Source organism: Ideonella sp. (assembly GCF_041287625.1).
GTDB lineage: Bacteria > Pseudomonadota > Gammaproteobacteria > Burkholderiales > Burkholderiaceae_C > Ideonella.
In genome coordinates this window covers 228,712-244,668 of sequence record NZ_JBGGNH010000027.1, presented here as the reverse complement: position 1 = coordinate 244,668, position 15,957 = coordinate 228,712, and the positions used below count along the sequence as shown (strand labels likewise).

Genomic DNA, 15,957 nt, shown 5'->3' with positions numbered 1-15,957 from the left:
CAATCCCATGTTGTGGCAACCCATGGGGAACCTGCTCAGCGCAAAGCGGTGCCGGCCGAAGTCCAGCGGCTGAGCGCGGGGTGCAGCCGGATGGCGGCCGTCATCTGTGGCCGCCAGCGGGCCTCCAGGGCATCGCGCTCGTAGTTGGCGCGGCGCTGCTTGTCCAGGTCCTCGAAGTCAAAGCCGCGGCTCTTGGATTCGAGGTGGATCAGGCTGATGGCCGGCGCGTACAGGATGCAGGCCGCGGCCGAGGCGTCCTGTGCCCGCATGCACCACTGCACGTCGTTGAAGGTCACGGTGAGCTGGGTTTCGTCGAAACCGCCCACGGCCTCGAAGGTCTCGCGGGTGCAGCCGATGAAGGCGCCAGTGACGGCCTGGACCCGGCGCGTCAACTGGGTGTTGAGCAGGTTGTCCGGCGCGTCCACCGCGGCGCCCATGTGTTCGTGGGCGACAAAGTCCTCGGTGCCAAACACCACGCCGGCGTGCTGCAGCGTCATGTCCTCGTACAGCAGGCGGGCACCGACCGCGCGCACCTCCGGCCGCGACAGGTAGCCGCGCAGCAGGTCGTCCCAGTGCCGCGTGAGCATGCGGGTGTCGTTGTTCAGGAACAGCAGCAGCGGGCCACGCGCGGCGGCGGCCATCTGGTTGTTCAGCCGGCTCCAGTTGAACGGCTCGTCGATGCGGATCACGCGCAACTCGCCGGCGGCCTCGGCCTGCGCCAGGTAGGCCAGCGTGTCCGGGTCGGTGCTGCCGTTGTCGGCGACCAGGATCTCCAGCGCGTCCGGGTGACGCGCGAAGCTGCGCAGGCTGTTGACGCAGTCGCGCACCAGCTCACCGTAATCGCGGGTCGGGATCAGCACGCTGATCACCGCCTGCGGCTGCGTGGCCTGCCAATGCACCAGCGGCTTGGCGCCCTGGGTGACGGGATCGGGCAGGCGGGTCCAGCTGCGCTCGCGCCAGCCGGGCGGCAGCAGCGGCGCCAGCGCCTGCGGCGAGGCGCTGGCGATCAGTCGGGTCAGGTCGGGGCCGCTGTCTTCGGCATGCCCGGCCAGCGGGCGGCTGAGCAGCGGCTGAGCGATGTGCACCATCGGCCCGGTCAGGGCGATGGCCCAGACCAGGCGCTCACGTTCGGCCAGCGCCAGCCCGGCCTCGGGTTCGGCCACATCGCCGCCGGGCGCTCTCGAGACGGCGCCGAGCGCGGCTTCCAGCGCGTCGATGCGCACCGCAAAGCTGGTACCGACGATGTTCAGCTCCAGCATCGCGTCCGGGTCGAAAGGGGCGCGCAGAATCGGGTTGACATGCCGCGGCGTGCGCCGCGGCAGCCGGCCGCCCAGGTATTCGAGCTGGTCCTCGTCCCAATAAAGCGCCAGCGCGTCGCTGCGCTGCACTGTCTGCACCAGCCACGGCAGGGCCTGGTTGTTCAGCAGTTCCCCGGCTTCCAACAGCAGGGCCCAATGCTCGGGCTCGGCTGCGCGGCGGTGCAGCAGGCCGCGCAAGCCCTCGCCGTCCGGCACCCGCTGGATCCGGCGGTCGGCGGCGCCCAGCAGCGCTGCGACTTGGTCGACCCGGCTGTCACCGCCCATGATCCATGCCTGCCAGTTCGGCCATCCCTGGTTGCGCAGCGCGTCCACGCTCTGGCGCACGGCGATCGGGTCGTTGGCACTGGCGTCCAGCAGCACGGTGAAGGCGGTGCGCCAGCCGGGCTTGCGCCCGCCGGGCTGCTCGGCAGCCACGCGCCAAGGTGGCGGCGGTACGCGGTGGGTGCGGCGGTAGAGGTCGTAGTGTTCGAGCGGGAAGGCGCTGTAGCTCAGGGACTGCGGCACCATGCCGGCCAGCGCGTCGAGCCGGCGCTTGATCTCTTCGAGTTCCTTGGCCAGCAGCTCGCCCACGCTGAGCTGGTCGACAAAGCTGTTCTTGAATTTGTACGGCAGCCCCACCGGCACGCCGGTGCTGGCTTCGTGCAGGCGCAGCTCCAGCGGCCGGCCTGCCGGGTGGCTGCCCGGGTGCCACCGCACGCGAAACCCGACCATGCCGTCGCCGCCATGGTGCTGGTGGATGTCGGGGCGGTAGCTGTGGGCACTGCCGGCGGCGATCAGCTTGCCGTCCAGTCGGATTTCCAGCGCCAGCTGGCCTTGGCCGCTGTGGCGGTCCATCAGCCAGCCGGCAATGAACTCGCGGTTGGCAAACTCGATCTTGCCGGTCAGGTCCCTGCCGCCGGCCTGCACCAGCAGCGCGAGATCTTCCAGCGCCTGGGTGTAGAGGCCGCCATGGGCTTGCAACAGGTGCGGCGCCACCAGCGGCAGCCGATAGAGCGCCAACAGCAGCGCAGGCAAAGCGCGCGGCAAACCATCGTCGGCCGGCACCAGGTCCAGGCGATCTGTCAGCCAGGCTTCCAACGCGGCCAGGGCCTCGGTCGACAGCAGGCGGTGCGGCAGCGGGCGCTGCTGCACCAGCGCATGCAGCACCTGCTGGTTGACCTCGGCACTGGCGGCCATTTCACGCACCAGCCCGCGCAGCGGCCGCGTGCCGCCGCGCTTGATGAGCTGCGCCTCGGGGTCGCGCCCGAGGAATGCGCGATAGAGCTGCCGCAGGTCTTCGCCAGTGGCCAGGCCCTCCACGGGGGGCGATACAGCGCCAGGGGGGGTGTCGGGCAGCGCAGCAGGAAGCAGAGGCAAGGGTGTCGGCGAAGGCGCAGAGGTGGTCACGTCGGCAAGTTGCTCACAGCTGATCGATGAAGTGCAGATACGCCGCAGCCGAGTGCTGCACCGAACAATGATGCCGCATGTACTGCTCGGCACGCCGGCCACGCGCGGTCCGCAGCTCGGTGCTGTGCATCAGCGTTTCCAGCGTGGCCGCCAGTTGGCGCGGCTCGCCGAGTTCCAGCGGCACTTTCAGCACCACGTCATCCGGGAATTCCGAAGCCGGACCGAAGTTGTGCACGACCGCAGGCAAACCCAAGGCAAGCGCGCGAGCCAACGTGCCCGAGCTTTCGCCGACAGTGGGGTGGCGCAGGTTGACCAGGCTGTCCGCGGCAACGATGTACTGGAAAAACGCCGACTCCGGGACATAGCCGGTGACGATGACACGATCCTCAAGCCGATGCTGTCGAATGATGGCGTCGATGTCGAAACCGGCATTGCGTTCGCCAGCGATGACGAAGAAGAAGTTCAGGCCCTGGTCGCGCAGCGCGGCCAGCGCGGCGAGCGTGGCCTGGATCTGCTTGGGCGGCGTGATGAAGCCCAGCGAGAGCACCATGAAACCCTGCGTCGGCAGCTTGAGCTGCGCCCGCGCCTGGGCCTGCTCCAGGCCTTCGACCTCGATCACCAGCGGCGAGAAGTGGTGCGGAATGACCAGCGTGCGGGCCTTCACATCGGTTGGCAGCCGGTCGTAGACCCAGTGGTTGTGCACGATCACGCCGGTGGCCAGGTGCAACAGGTGGCGGTTGACCGGCAGCGTCTGCTTCTGGGCTTCCGAGAACACGCCGATGCGGCGCAGGTCGGCCAGCATGGCGCCCGGTTCGCCGTATTCTTCGCGGAGCACATCGCGATAGCCGACGGCGTCCCCGCGCGCCAGGGTTGCGTCCTCGACCAGGTAGTGCAGGTTGAAGTCGTGCTGGACCAGCACTCCAGGGCGCTTCTTGAAGGCTTCGTAGGCGAAGACGTGATCGCGGTTGTTGCCGATCTGGTAGACGTGAGGGTGCGCGGCCAAGCTGGTGTCGGCCTCGTATTCGGCCGGCGAGATCACGCGCAGCGCGTCGCCGCAATACGGCAGCTCGGCCTGCACCTCGGGCGTCAGGCCTTCCTCGTTGACCAGCACCACGCGACGCTTCAGGCACAGCGAAGGCAGCAACTCGGCGGTGTAGGCCGCAATGCCGGACTTGCGCGGCGGCAGCGGCGAGAACATGACCAGGGTGTCGGTCTGCACGGTGGTCAGGAGGTTAGAGGACATCGTCCACTTTCTGCGTGCTGGCGACGGGGAAACCGGGCGGGTCGAAGGTGGTGGCGTTGGCATGGGCCAGCACCAGCGCGTTGACGTAATCCGCCAGGTGGCGCTTCAGGTCAACCGTGGTGAACTGATGCAGCGGCATGACGACATTGCGCAGGTCCGCCAGTTCGCCTTCCAGCCGGCCGATCTGAGGCACCCCGGCCCGCGGGGCGGCAACACCCGAGGCATCTGCCGGCGCAGCCCCGGGCACCCCGTGCTGCTCCAGCATGTGCAGCCGCCGCCCCAGCCGGAGCACCTCGTGCCGCAGCCAAGCCCGCTCGGGGTCATCGCCACCCGAGAGCGCGGCCGGCACCGCAGGCGCCACCGGCTCGTCGGTCGACGCCCCGAGGGCCGCGCCGGCCACCACCTGGCGCAGCGCAGTCACGTCGGCCTCGGCTTGGGCAATGCGGGAGTCCATCTGCGCAAGCGAACCCATGGCCGTTTCAACCACCAGCTGGACCGCCTCGGAGATGCCCTCCAACGTGATGCGCGACACCGCCTCGCGCAGGTCGCGCGCATCGTGGATGACATGCAGCAGCTGCAGCTTCTGCGTGACACGCAGGTAGGTGCTCAGGTCATTGTTGGCCGGGTCGTACGGCAGGTCCGGCGGAAGGTCGTCTTCCAGCTCGGTGCCGATGCGCTTGGCACTGGTCGACAGGGCCAGCTCGCGCAGCACCCGCGGGCGGGCCTCGGGCTGCGTGACCAGCATGTAGTGGTAGTGGCGAAAGCCGCCTTCGTCCGGCCACTGATGCTGGATGGCCAAGTAGGCATTGATGATGAAGCCGTTGATGTCGCCGTGAAGCAGCTCACTCATGGTGAAGCGCTTCACGCGTTCGGGCAAGCGTTGTGGATTCAAAGCCAGGTTCCTGTGCAAGCGTGTAGCCGTCTTGTTGCCGGCCGGCGGGCCGGCAGGTCGGCACAGGCGAAGTGCCAGCCTCAGCTGGTACGGCCGTACGTATCTTCGAATCGCACGATGTCGTCTTCGCCCAGATAGCTGCCGGACTGGACTTCGATGATTTCCAGTTCGACCTTGCCAGGGTTGGCCAGCCGATGCACCTCGCCCAAGGGGATGTAGGTGCTCTGATTCTCTGTCAGCAAAACTTTTTTGTCACCGCAGGTAACCTCCGCTGTACCCGTGACGACGATCCAGTGCTCGGCGCGGTGGTGGTGCATCTGCAAGCTCAGCGAAGCACCCGGATGCACCATGATGCGCTTGACCTGGAAGCGGCCACCGTTGTCGATGCTGTCGTACCAGCCCCAGGGCCGGTGCACCTTGCGGTGCAGTGTGTGCTCGCCGCGGCCTTTTTCGGTCAGCCGGTTGACGATGCGCTTGACGTCCTGGCTGCGCGAGCGATCGGCAACCAGCACGGCGTCGGGGGTCTCGACAACGACGATGTTGGACAACCCGACGGTGCTGACCAGCCGGCTGGTGGCATGCACCAGTGTGTTGCGGGTGTCTTCCAGCATCACGTCGCCGGTGGTGGTGTTGCCAGCGGCGTCCTTGGTGCCGGCTTGCCAGACGGCGTCCCAGGCGCCCAGGTCGTTCCAACCGGCGTCCAGCGCGACCATGCGGATGTCGAACTCGCTGCCGGGGCATTGCTCCATCACCGCGTAGTCGACCGATTCAGACGGCACGTGGGCGAACTCGGCCTTGCCGGGGCGCACGAAACAGGCGTCGTGCTGGCGCACGGCCCAGGCGGCGCGGGTGGTGGCAGCGATGTCGGGGCGGAACTTGTCCAGTGCCTTCATCCAGGTCGAGGCGCGCAGCACGAACATGCCGCTGTTCCAGGTGTAGTCGCCTTCGGCCAGGTAGCGGCGGGCGGTCTCCTCGTCCGGCTTCTCGACGAAGCGCGCCACCTTGTGCAGGCCATCGGCACAGGCTTCGGCGCGGATGTAGCCGTAGCCGGTTTCCGGCCGGTCCGGCGTGATGCCCAGGATGACGATCGCGCCCTCGGTCGCGGCGCGCACCGCACTTTGCAGCGCGGCCGTGAAAGCTGCGCCGTCGGCGACCGTCTGGTCGGCCGGCGTCACGACCAGCACCGGATCGACGCCCCCTTCCAGTGCCTGCAGCGCGCCCAGCGTCAAAGCAGGCGCGGTATTGCGGCCGGACGGCTCCAGCAGCACGGCTGTCGGCTCGTGGCCGATCTCGCGCAACTGCTCCAGCGTCAGGAAGCGGTGTTCGGCGTTGCCGACCACGACCAGTGGCGCCACGGCGATGTCATCTGCCGCCAGGCCCGCCAGGCGCTGCGCTGCCTGCTGGAAAAGGCTGTCGTCTCCTGAAAGCACCAGAAACTGCTTGGGAAAGCCTGCTCGCGACAGTGGCCAAAGCCGCGTGCCGCTGCCGCCAGCCATGATCACGGGCAGGACGGGGATGGGAGATGACATGGAAAAACTCGCTGTGGATTTACGTACACGGCCGGCATGAGCTTGCACGACCGGACCGGCAGCGCGCCGGCGGGATAAAAACTATCGAACAAATCAAAGCCGCGCGCCATCCCTGTTGATGCGGAATAACACCCGGTGTTGTCGAATATGACGCAGGTCTGACCATACCATGACGCCCCTCACGCCCCTCACGCCCGCCGCGCGTCCCGGCTGCGCAGAGCTCGGGCCACGCGCAGCTTTGTGAACGCCAGCCCACAAGAAGGGACAGCCACAGGCAGCGCGGCAAGCAGGCGAGCTGCCCACGAGCACGCGTTTTTCACGGAATCCACCGGCAGCGGCCAGCACTTGCCTGCCGCAGGGGAAGCCACACGCCCACCCGCAGCTCGCTCACGTATAGTCAACAGGTGGCCCCTGCTGGCGGTCCGCGTGTCAATCTCTTGTTGCAGCTGAATCCTCCATGTCCGACATCATTTTGCACATCGGCCTGAACAAGACAGGCACCTCGTCGATTCAGGACCTCATGAACATGAATGCGGCAAAACTGCTGCGCCATGGCATGTGCTACCCGACTACGGGCCGCGATGGCACCGCCCATCACGCACTGTCGCGCTGGATCAAGGTCAACAAGGATGATCCTGCAGCCCTCGAGAGCGACCTGGTGCAGTCGCTTCGCAAGGAAATCGAGGACACCCGGCTCACCGTGCTGTCGTCGGAAGATTTCCATACCCTGACAGACCGTGGCGTGGAAATGATGAAGGAGATCCTGAAGGGCCATCGCGTGAAGGTCGTTGTTTACCTGCGTGAACATTTGAATTACCTGGCCAGCTGGTATCAACAGAATGTGCAGGGTACGCATCTCTCATGCGCTTTTGACACATTCTGCTATTTCAACAAGAAGCCTTTGCACGCCATCGTTGAACGTTGGGCAACGGTTTTTGGCAAGCAGCATGTGTCGGTTCGGGTTTATGACCGGTCGCAACTACTGGGCGGCGACATCGCTCAGGATTTCCTGGAACAGGTCAATCCAAGGCTGGATGTCACCAAACTCAAGCGCAAGCCGTATGAAAGCAATCCATCGGTCTCCGGCAACCTGCTGTTTGCGAAACGCCTGATCAACAACTTCTGCGACAAGTCGCAGGCGGCAGCATATGTCCACGAGGTGTCGGCGCTGTCCAAGCTGAAGCCTTCGTTCGGGGGCCACATGCTGGTCGCAGGCGATGTGGTCGACATGGTGGTGCAAAGCTACAAGCAGGACCGACGCATCCTGGCGCACAAATACGGTGCAAAGATTCCCGAGCTCAGCGGGGTGCGTGCAGGCCATGCCACCCCGGACCTTGAAACATTCGCCGAAGACTGGGCCTTGATCGTCCACACTGCGGAAACACGGGGCTTCGGCTTTGCCGCGGCCGCCAGGGTGCTTTCAAAGGGCGTGGGCCTGAAAGCGCCATTGCATGTGCCAGGCCTTGCCCATCTCGGTGGCCTCCACGCCCCCAATCCGATGTCCCTGTCCTGAGTCCTCATGGCTGACGTTTACCTGCACATTGGCCTCAACAAGACCGGCACTTCGTCGATCCAGGATTTCTTCTTCCTGAACATCGACGCCATGGCGCAGGAAGGCATCTGCTATCCCCGCGCAGGGCTGGATGGCGCAGCCCACCACGCGCTGTCGTATTGGCTGGGCACACCCGAGCCGGACCGCAATTTCGAGCAATCGCCAATGGTGCTGGCGCTGCGCAAGGAGATCGCCGGCGCCAGCAAGGTCGTGATTTCTTCCGAGGACCTGCACACCCATGGCGCGCGCGGCGCCCGCATCCTCAAACGCCTGTTTGCGGGACATCAAGTCAAGGTGGTGTTCTATGTGCGCGAACACCTGAGCTACCTCGCCAGTTGGTACCAGCAGAATGTGCAGGCGTCGCATTTGTCATGCAGCTTTGACACGTTTTGCCATCTGACGCGCAAGCCACTGCACACCCTGGCCGATGCCTGGACCGAGTCCATGGGCCGCGAAAACATGTTCTTGCGGCTCTATGACCGCAAGGCCTTGACCGGCGGAGACGTGCTGCTGGATTTCGTGCGAATCGTCGGCGTGCCAGGAGACCTCGAACGCTTTCAACGCAAGCGTTATGAGAACAATCCCTCCGTGTCCGGCAACCTGCTGTTCATCAAGCGCCTCTTGAACAATTTGCTGGACAAGGAAACTGCGTCCAACATGGTCAACGAGACCACCGAACTGGCCAAGCTCAAGCCGGAGTTTCTCGGCGCGATGCAGGTCGATGCGCCGCTGGTGGGCTATGTGGCCGGCATGTACAAGGGTGATCGCAAAGTCCTGCTCGACCGCTATGGCGTGGAGATTCCCGAGCGCAGCGGCGCAATGGCCGGGTCGCTCTTTCCCGATTTCGCGACGCTGCGCGCGGATTACGACCTGATCCTCGACACCGCGGCGGCCCGCGACTACGACATCGCCAAGGCGATGCGCATGATCACGCTGGGCGATTTGAGCTACCTCAACGGCAAGCGGGCTGCCACCCTTCAGCCGGGTGCGATTTGAAATCGCCCGCTGTGGTATTGCCCGTCGAATTGCTGCCATATGCCACGAATTCGTGTCAAGCCCCGTTTTGTCCTTTGTTCAAGGACTGATAAGCTGGCACTTTTAACGCCATCGCCTGCGCGCAGCCGGATACCCCCGCATCCGCTGGGGCAGACTTGCTGCGACGCCACCACCCGTCAGAAGGTGAAGCGCGACGCACACCTGTGAATCAAGGGACGTAGGAATGAGGACTTTGCAGGACATCCGCGCCTGGGCTGTTCATGCGCAGCCGGTATTTATTTGCGGGCTGGAGCGCTCGGGCACTTCGATCTTGCAGGTGTCGTTTTCGCGCCATCCGCAGCTGTTTCCGGTGAAGGATGTCTACGAGACCTTCATCTTCGCCAATCCACGCTCGGCGCTGGAAGTGCGGGCGCCAGCGATGACAAAGGCCTATCTCCAGGGCGACGAGCATGCCAAGCGGTTCCGCGAGCTCTGCGCCGGCTTGCGCGTTGGCGGTGCAGAGCTGTCCGAGGCAGACATCATCCGGACCTTCTTCTGGTATTGCGCCCACAAGGTGTACCCAGGGCGGCAACCGCTGGAAAAGACGCCTTCCCATGTGCGCAGGCTGGCCAGGATGCTGGAGATCTTTCCCAGGGCACGGGTGATCGTCTGCACGCGCGATCCGGTGGACGTGGTGGCCAGCTACCGCAAGCGCCTGAAGAAGGAGCAGTCACTCGGCCGCTCGCGCGAAGAATGGGGCTGGCTGGACCGCACGGCCGAACAGCTGCTGGCCCACTTCCACACCGTGTCCGAACACATCGCGGCCGCCCGGCAGCGCTGGCCCGAACAGGTGTTTGTCGCACCCTACGCCTGGATCACCAACGATCCGGAAACCGCCATGCGGCAGCTTTGCGACTTCGCAGGCCTGCCTTTTGTCGACGCGGTCCTGAAGCCACAGGAGGTGCCGGACCGCAAGGTGGACGAAATGCTGTCCAAGCCGATTTCCAGGCGGGCTTCAGAAAGTGATCAGTTTGTCGATGCACAAACACAGGCCATGATCCGGCAGCAGATGGCAAAACAGATGCCACTGTGGGACACGCCAGGCACAAGCACCGGGATAGCCGCCCCTGGCGCGATAGTTGCAGGAGGCGGTTAACGCGCTATTTGAGCTGTTCGCGCCATGATCCTCTCCCTGAATCGCCGTTTCGTTTTTGTCCACGTCCACAAGTGTGCGGGCACCAGCATCGAGGTGGCCCTGGCGCCGCTGTTGGCAGCCAATGACCTGATCATCGGCTCCACCGCGGAAGGGGAAAAGCACAAGAAGCTGCTTGGGGAAATGGTGGGGCTTCACAAGCACTCGGGTGCGGCAGCTGCGCGAGCACTGATCGGCGCCGAACGTTGGAAGAACTTCTATACCTTCGGCTTTGTCCGCCATCCGATCGACCGGCTGTATTCGCTCTACACCTATGCCATCGGCCAGCTCGAACGCAAGCCCATGACGCTGACCGAGGCCGAGGCCTACGCGCTCAACGGCGAGTTGCCAAGCCGTCCGCCGTATTGCTTCAAGGCCGCGCAGGCCGCCTTCGCCAGTGAGAATTTCGACGCTTTCTTGCGTGATCCCCGCTGCTGGCAGGACGACGGCGCCAAACCGCAATGGCAGAGCCTGTGCGACGAGGATGGCCAGCGCCTGGTCAAATTCGTCGGCCATGTCGAGCGCATCGACAAGGATTGGCAGCGGGTTCAGAACCGCATGGGCGTCACGGCGCCCATCGGTGTGCAGAACAAGAGCCTGGGCACGGAGCAGCAGGAGGCAAGCCCGCAGTTGGCCAAGCCCACCCCGCCCCGCGGCTGGCACGAGGAAGAGCTCTCGGCGCAGGCCTGGGCCATGATCAAACGCCATTGCCTGCGGGACTTCCGCATCTTCGGCTATGCGTTGCCAGCGCCGCTGCAGCGCCACGTCGAGCGGAAATCTGCCGCCCAGATCGAAGCGGCTGCAGCCGTGCAGTCAGCACAGTTGCCCGTTGGCGCATCCATGGAAATTCGCGCCCCCATCCCCGCGCCTGTGGTTTGATGCGTCATGGCCGTCTACTCAGCCAAGCGCAACTACCTCTTTCTCGCCAGCCCGCAGACCGGCAGCAAGGCCATTGCCAAGACCTTGCTGGAGAAACTCGACGGGGAACAGATCCCCTCGCAAGGCATCTTGCGCAACGGCAAGATCGTGTTGAGCAAGCATCACACGACCACCAAGATGCTGGTCCATCACAAGCTGCTGACCGAGGCGCAGGTGCAGCAGGCCTTCAAGTTCTGCGGCGTGCGCAATCCGTTTGACCTGCTGGTCAGCCGCTACGAGAAACTGCGCGGCCGGCACACCGAAGCCGGCAAGATTTCAGGCCACATCCGCAAGAACACCCGCGCCCGCGAGGTTGTCGGTTTTGCAGTCGAGCTGCCTTTCCCCGAATGGGTGCGCAAGGCACATGAACAATACCTGGCGGCAGACAAGCCCGTCATGGGGCCAATGGTCTTTGTCGACAGCGTGGATCATGTGATTCGCTTCGAGGCGCTGGCCCAAGGGTTCCAGGAGGCATTGGCACGGCTCGGCATCACGGAGGACATCCCGGTGGCCGAGCACAACGTCACCTCGCAAAGAATCGATGGCGGCCAGAAGCGTGACTACCGGAGCTACTATGACGATGCAACGGTGGACCTGGTGCGCAAGCTGTATGCGCCAGTGATCGAACGCTTCGGTTACGGCTTCGACCCCCACTGACCCGCTGGCAGCGCGCGCTGCCGCCCCCTTTTGCCGCAGCCAGCCCAACCACATGCGCACCTGCTACCTTCACATCGGCATGCCCAAGACCGGCACGATGTCGATCCAGGCCTCGCTGGGCCGGGCGGCTTCGCTGGGCGACAAGTTCAAGTACATCGTGCTGGACAGGCAGGTCAACTGCAGCGCCGCCTTGCTGGAGATCTTTGCCGGGGAAGTCAGCTTGCGCGATCAGGAGCTGCGAGCCGGCTGGACGCCTGAGCAGGTACAAGCCAACCAGGCCCGCCTGCGGCAGCAGCTCGACGGCAGCTTCGGCACGCAGCACGAGGCCTTCATCCTTTCCGGCGAGCGGCTGCACAACCTCACGGCGCCTCAGCTGAAGGACTTGCGCGAGGCACTGGCGCGGCACGTCGACCAGGTCAAGGTCGTCGCCTATGTGCGCGGCGCCGCCAGCTGGATCGAAAGCGCTTTCCAGCAGCGCCTGAAGACCGGCTCACCGGCCGACTTCAACAACCTGCGCAACGTACTGCCGAAGTACCGAACCAAGTTCCAGCGCTTCGACCGCGCCTTTGGCCGCGAGAACGTGGTGCTGTGGCCTTTCAACCCGGCTGAATTCCCCGGCAAGGACGTGGTGCTGGACTTCTGCCAGAAGCTGGGCATCCCGTTCGATGCCTCGCAGGTCATCATCGACAACGAGGGCGTGTCGGTGGATGGACTGGCATTGCTGTACCTCTATCGCCGGCTGGCCAAGCAGGGCAAGCTGAGCTCGCAGGACAAGCTGGACATCCGCCTGCTGACCCGGCAGCTGCGTGACATCGAAGGCGACAAGATGCGCCTGGCGCCCTCCGTGCTGAAGCCGTACCTGGAACTCACCGCGGACGACATGGCCTGGATGGAAGAGCGGCTGGGCAGCTCGATCTCGGCACTTCCACCGGCGCGGCCAGGCGCCCTGAGCACCGAGGCCGACCTGCTGACACTCACGCCCCGCGCGCTGACCTGGCTGCAACGCACGCTCGGTGAAGCCCTGCCTGACTCACCCACCCACGCGCAGGTGGTTGCCGCCATGGACCTGTGGCTGGCGGGTCTGCGCAGCCAAGCGGCGCGCGCTGGCGCAGGCAAGTCCAACGCGAAGACGCCTCGTGCGGACCGCCTGGCCGCGGCCCGCACCGCGCCCAACGCCTGAGAACGCCGGGCCGGGCGCAGGGCAACACTCACGAAAAAGGCCGGCATCACTGCCGGCCTTTTTCATGTCCAGCGGCCAGGCCGCTTCAAGCTCACTGCTTGACGGCTTCGACCTGGATCACGACGCGCACAGCGTCGGGGAAGCCGTAGTTCAGGCCGTAGTTGACGCCGAACTGGCTGCGCGTGACAGTGGTCTCGAAGTCACCGCCGCACACTTCGCGCTTGTTCATCGGGTTGACGTAGCAGTTGAAGTTGGTGGCCTTCAGCGTGACCGGGTTGGTCTTGCCCAGCAGCGTCAGCGAGCCGCCGATCTCGGTCACCTTGTCACCGGCGAAGGTGAACTTGTCGCCGACGAACTTGGCGGTCGGGAAAGCTTCGGCGTTGAAGATCTCGGCGCTCTTCAGGTGCTTGTTGAAGGCCTCGAAGCCTGAGTTGACCGAGCTCATGTCGATGGTCAGGTCGACCTTGCCGGTCTTGGCCGCCTTGTCCAGCGTGACCGAGCCTTCCTTCTTGTCGAAGCGGGCGCGGTTGGTCGAGGTGCCGAAGTGGGTGATCTCGAAGGTCGCGTAGGTGTGCGCGGGGTCGATCGCGTAGGTGGCCGATTCGGCTTGGGCGGCGGTGGAGGCCAGCAGGGCAATGGCGGCAGCGATCAGGGCGGTTTTCATTCGGAAACTCCGTGGGATGACAGGTGAGGGGAAATGAGGAGGATGGCGGGCGCCCGGCTCACAGCGGCGCAACGCCGGTGACCGCCAGCTTGAACTTCACGACCACGTCGTTGGCGACCATGGACGTGTCCGCCCATTCGCCTTCGCCGATCTTGAAGTCCAGGCGCTTGATGGTGAAGCTGCCGGCCGCCGTCGTGGTGGCACCGGCCTGGGTCAGGGTGACGGGCACGACAACGTCATGCACGGCGCCCTTGATGCTCAGCTTGCCGGTGACCTCGACCTTGCCCGGCCCGGCAGCCTTGATGGCGCTGGACTGGAACGTGGCCTGCGGGAACTTGGGCACGTTGAACCAGGCGGCCTTGGGCACTTCGGCGTCGGTCTCGGCGGCGCCAAAGGTGGCGCTGCCGGTGTCGATCGTGAAGCTGACCTTGCCGGTCTCGGGCTTTTTCGGATCGAAGGCGATCTGCGCGTCCCACTTCTTGAACTTGCCGTCCACCGGCACGCCCATCTGGCGCGAGGTGAAGCTGATGTCGCTCTGGGCCGGAACGATCTTCTGGTCAGCCAGCGCGGCGCCAGCGCCCAGCACGAGCAGGCCGGCAGCCAGGGTCTTGAAGAACTTGGAGGAGACGGTGGCAGTGTTCATGGTGCTTGGTGGTGTCCGGAGTCTTGCGAAGTGCCGCGATTGGACGGCGCAACAGAGAGTCTTGGTTGGCATGAGGGCTTTCAGCCGCGGCCGGGGCGCATGCGGTTGATCAGCCCGTCGCGGTCGATGAACTGGTGCTTCAGCGCGGCGGCAATGTGCAGCCCGGCCAGCACGATCAGCGCCCAGGCCAGCGCGCCATGCCAGGGCTCGATCATCTCGGCCAGCGCCTTGTCCTTGGGCACGAAGTCCGGCAACTGGAGCATGCCGAACCAGACGATGGGAAAGCCCGCCGCCGAGCTGTAGGCCCAGCCGACCAGCGGCACCGCGAAGAACAGCGCGTACATCAGCCAGTGGGTCAGGTGCGCCACCGTCAGCTGCCACTTCGGAGCGGGCAGGTCGGCCGGCGGCCGGTGCGTGGCACGCCACAGCAGGCGCAGGACGGACAGCGCCAGGATGGTCATGCCGGCCCACTTGTGCCAGTTGAACAGCTTCAGCCGGGTCATCGAGAACGGCAGGTCGGCCATGTAGAAGCCAACGCCGAACACGCCAAGAATCAACAGCGCCAGCAGCCAGTGCAGGCCGATGGCGACGCCGCTGTAGCGTTCTGTCCGATTGAATGATGACCGGGTCATGTGGCACTCTCTGTCGGCCCGATGCAGGCCATGTGGGGTGAAGCAAGGACTGGAGTGTCCGCAACGCGAGCCATTGCGCGGTTCAGGCCGATTGAAGGCAGCACTTCAGTTTTTCTGAATGACGATTGGTTGTTGCCGTCATCGCCGACCTGTTCGGGGACCTGGTTTCACGGCGGCGGATCAAAGCGCGCCGCGTGTCCGGGCGGTACCAGCAGCGGCGCCAGCGCCGCTGCGAGCGCCTCGGTCTGGTCCGCTGGCAACAGCCGGTGGCGCAGCGCGAAGTCCAGCGTGCACAGGGCTGCGTCCACCGTCATGTCACCTGCAGCCGCATGCGCCAGCGCCTGGGCGACTGGCATCAGCCTGAACTCGGCCACCTCGCCATCCTGGTTCTGCGGCTGCAGCCCCGGCGGCATCGGCAGGTCGTAGACATGCAGCCATTCGACCTGCCGGCCCTCGGGCAGGTCGCAGTCCAGCGCCAGCACGCGGCCGGGCCGCAGCGCCGCCATCTGCGCAGGCAACAGGCCGGCCTCCTCCCAGGCCTCGCGCAGCAAGGCCTCGCGCGGCGTCTGCCCCAGCGGCACGCCGCCGCCGATCAGGTTGTCCAGCATGCCGGGGTCGGTGGCCTTGTCGAATGCCCGGCGGGCGATCCACAGCTGCGCCGGCCGACCGGTGGCGTCGGCGACAAAACCATTGCAATGCGCGCCAAAGGTCCGCGTGCCCCAGAAGCGCGCCGAGGCGCGTTCGAGGGTTGCGCAAAGCCGGTCTTCGTCGTCGAGCAGCGGATAGGGCTCGTCGCGCCAGGCACGGATCAGGCCTTGCGCCCGCAGCGCTTCGTTGACTTCGGCCAGCACCGCGCTGAGCGCTTCGGCCGGCGCCGTCAGCGCCACGCCTTGCGCGTCCACAAGCAGCCACTGCGGCCAGGCCGCCAGCGCTGGCAGGTCGGCCTGCGCGACCGAGCCGGCCGCCGCGCCGCCCACCCGCAGCGGCACCCGCGGCCGGCCGGCCTGCGCCCGCGCATGGGCGATGCAGGGCCATTGGGTGGACGGGAAACCGGCAGCGGCGGAGTTGGCCTCGAACATGTGGCGGCGATCTTAGACCGCCTTTGCCAACAACCTTCCCATCCTCCGCCCACCCCAGCCGATCGGGAGTGGCGCGACTGCCCCTGCCTGTGCCAG

Annotated in this window: 14 protein-coding genes; 6 read left to right on the top strand and 8 right to left on the bottom strand. The window is 65.5% G+C overall.

All coding sequences use genetic code 11. The annotated features are described in order from the left end of the window. Positions 1–35: 35 nt before the first annotated feature. The 4 genes from ACAH41_RS11060 to ACAH41_RS11045 all read right to left on the bottom strand — a co-directional run bounded on the left by ACAH41_RS11060 (position 36) and on the right by ACAH41_RS11045 (position 6,369). Positions 36–2,675, bottom strand: a complete 2,640-nt coding sequence (locus ACAH41_RS11060) for a glycosyltransferase (protein WP_325654470.1) — start codon at positions 2,673–2,675, stop codon at positions 36–38. Between the two features lie 43 nt (positions 2,676–2,718). Beyond that, positions 2,719–3,948: a glycosyltransferase gene (locus tag ACAH41_RS11055; RefSeq protein WP_325654469.1), complete on the bottom strand. Its 1,230-nt coding sequence runs from the start codon at positions 3,946–3,948 to the stop codon at positions 2,719–2,721. Beyond that, the gene (locus ACAH41_RS11050) at positions 3,938–4,798 is read right to left on the bottom strand and encodes a hypothetical protein (protein ID WP_325654467.1); all 861 of its coding nucleotides are present in this window, start codon (positions 4,796–4,798) and stop codon (positions 3,938–3,940) included. The genes ACAH41_RS11055 and ACAH41_RS11050 overlap by 11 nt, the downstream gene beginning before the upstream one ends. Positions 4,799–4,920: 122 nt before the next feature. Further along, positions 4,921–6,369: a mannose-1-phosphate guanylyltransferase/mannose-6-phosphate isomerase gene (locus ACAH41_RS11045; protein WP_325654465.1), complete on the bottom strand. Its 1,449-nt coding sequence runs from the start codon at positions 6,367–6,369 to the stop codon at positions 4,921–4,923. 457 nt (positions 6,370–6,826) lie between these two features. On the opposite strand from ACAH41_RS11045, the gene ACAH41_RS11040 reads away from it, so the two are divergent. The 6 genes from ACAH41_RS11040 to ACAH41_RS11015 all read left to right on the top strand — a co-directional run bounded on the left by ACAH41_RS11040 (position 6,827) and on the right by ACAH41_RS11015 (position 12,843). Then, entirely contained in the window at positions 6,827–7,882 is a 1,056-nt protein-coding gene (locus ACAH41_RS11040; RefSeq protein WP_325654463.1) for a hypothetical protein, read from the top strand. 90 nt (positions 7,883–7,972) lie between these two features. Beyond that, positions 7,973–8,917 (top strand): hypothetical protein, encoded by a 945-nt coding sequence (locus ACAH41_RS11035; RefSeq protein WP_325654461.1) that lies wholly within the window; start codon positions 7,973–7,975, stop codon positions 8,915–8,917. A 223-nt stretch (positions 8,918–9,140) separates the two neighbouring features. Then, on the top strand, positions 9,141–10,052 hold the full coding sequence (locus ACAH41_RS11030) for a sulfotransferase (protein ID WP_325654459.1): 912 nt from the start codon (positions 9,141–9,143) through the stop codon (positions 10,050–10,052). A 24-nt stretch (positions 10,053–10,076) separates the two neighbouring features. Then, positions 10,077–10,967, top strand: coding sequence for a sulfotransferase family 2 domain-containing protein (locus tag ACAH41_RS11025; protein WP_325654457.1), 891 nt, complete (start codon positions 10,077–10,079; stop codon positions 10,965–10,967). Positions 10,968–10,973: 6 nt separating this feature from the next. After that, a complete protein-coding gene (locus ACAH41_RS11020) occupies positions 10,974–11,663 on the top strand; it encodes a sulfotransferase family 2 domain-containing protein (RefSeq protein WP_325654456.1) in 690 nt (229 codons plus the stop codon). Between the two features lie 52 nt (positions 11,664–11,715). After that, positions 11,716–12,843 (top strand): hypothetical protein, encoded by a 1,128-nt coding sequence (locus tag ACAH41_RS11015; protein WP_325654454.1) that lies wholly within the window; start codon positions 11,716–11,718, stop codon positions 12,841–12,843. A 91-nt stretch (positions 12,844–12,934) separates the two neighbouring features. Here the strand turns inward: ACAH41_RS11015 and ACAH41_RS11010 are convergent, their stop codons facing one another. The 4 genes from ACAH41_RS11010 to ACAH41_RS10995 all read right to left on the bottom strand — a co-directional run bounded on the left by ACAH41_RS11010 (position 12,935) and on the right by ACAH41_RS10995 (position 15,861). After that, positions 12,935–13,507, bottom strand: a complete 573-nt coding sequence (locus ACAH41_RS11010; RefSeq protein WP_141286271.1) for a YceI family protein — start codon at positions 13,505–13,507, stop codon at positions 12,935–12,937. 58 nt (positions 13,508–13,565) lie between these two features. Beyond that, on the bottom strand, positions 13,566–14,150 hold the full coding sequence (locus ACAH41_RS11005) for a YceI family protein (protein WP_325654453.1): 585 nt from the start codon (positions 14,148–14,150) through the stop codon (positions 13,566–13,568). 80 nt (positions 14,151–14,230) lie between these two features. Next, the gene (locus ACAH41_RS11000; RefSeq protein WP_325654450.1) at positions 14,231–14,782 is read right to left on the bottom strand and encodes a cytochrome b; all 552 of its coding nucleotides are present in this window, start codon (positions 14,780–14,782) and stop codon (positions 14,231–14,233) included. A 167-nt stretch (positions 14,783–14,949) separates the two neighbouring features. Continuing rightward, positions 14,950–15,861 (bottom strand): DUF4743 domain-containing protein, encoded by a 912-nt coding sequence (locus ACAH41_RS10995; protein ID WP_325654447.1) that lies wholly within the window; start codon positions 15,859–15,861, stop codon positions 14,950–14,952. Positions 15,862–15,957: the final 96 nt, after the last annotated feature.

Bases quoted from the DNA above. Each gene is read 5' to 3' on its own strand.
- ACAH41_RS11005 (WP_325654453.1), bottom strand. From the start codon at position 14,150: ATGAACACTGCCACCGTCTCCTCCAAGTTCTTCAAGACCCTGGCTGCC.
- ACAH41_RS11010 (WP_141286271.1), bottom strand. From the start codon at position 13,507: ATGAAAACCGCCCTGATCGCTGCCGCCATTGCCCTGCTGGCCTCCACC.
- ACAH41_RS11050 (WP_325654467.1), bottom strand. From the start codon at position 4,798: ATGAGTGAGCTGCTTCACGGCGACATCAACGGCTTCATCATCAATGCC.
- ACAH41_RS11020 (WP_325654456.1), top strand. From the start codon at position 10,974: ATGGCCGTCTACTCAGCCAAGCGCAACTACCTCTTTCTCGCCAGCCCG.
- ACAH41_RS11000 (WP_325654450.1), bottom strand. From the start codon at position 14,782: ATGACCCGGTCATCATTCAATCGGACAGAACGCTACAGCGGCGTCGCC.
- ACAH41_RS11025 (WP_325654457.1), top strand. From the start codon at position 10,077: ATGATCCTCTCCCTGAATCGCCGTTTCGTTTTTGTCCACGTCCACAAG.
- ACAH41_RS10995 (WP_325654447.1), bottom strand. From the start codon at position 15,861: ATGTTCGAGGCCAACTCCGCCGCTGCCGGTTTCCCGTCCACCCAATGG.
- ACAH41_RS11040 (WP_325654463.1), top strand. From the start codon at position 6,827: ATGTCCGACATCATTTTGCACATCGGCCTGAACAAGACAGGCACCTCG.
- ACAH41_RS11015 (WP_325654454.1), top strand. From the start codon at position 11,716: ATGCGCACCTGCTACCTTCACATCGGCATGCCCAAGACCGGCACGATG.
- ACAH41_RS11055 (WP_325654469.1), bottom strand. From the start codon at position 3,948: ATGTCCTCTAACCTCCTGACCACCGTGCAGACCGACACCCTGGTCATG.
- ACAH41_RS11035 (WP_325654461.1), top strand. From the start codon at position 7,973: ATGGCGCAGGAAGGCATCTGCTATCCCCGCGCAGGGCTGGATGGCGCA.
- ACAH41_RS11030 (WP_325654459.1), top strand. From the start codon at position 9,141: ATGAGGACTTTGCAGGACATCCGCGCCTGGGCTGTTCATGCGCAGCCG.
- ACAH41_RS11045 (WP_325654465.1), bottom strand. From the start codon at position 6,369: ATGTCATCTCCCATCCCCGTCCTGCCCGTGATCATGGCTGGCGGCAGC.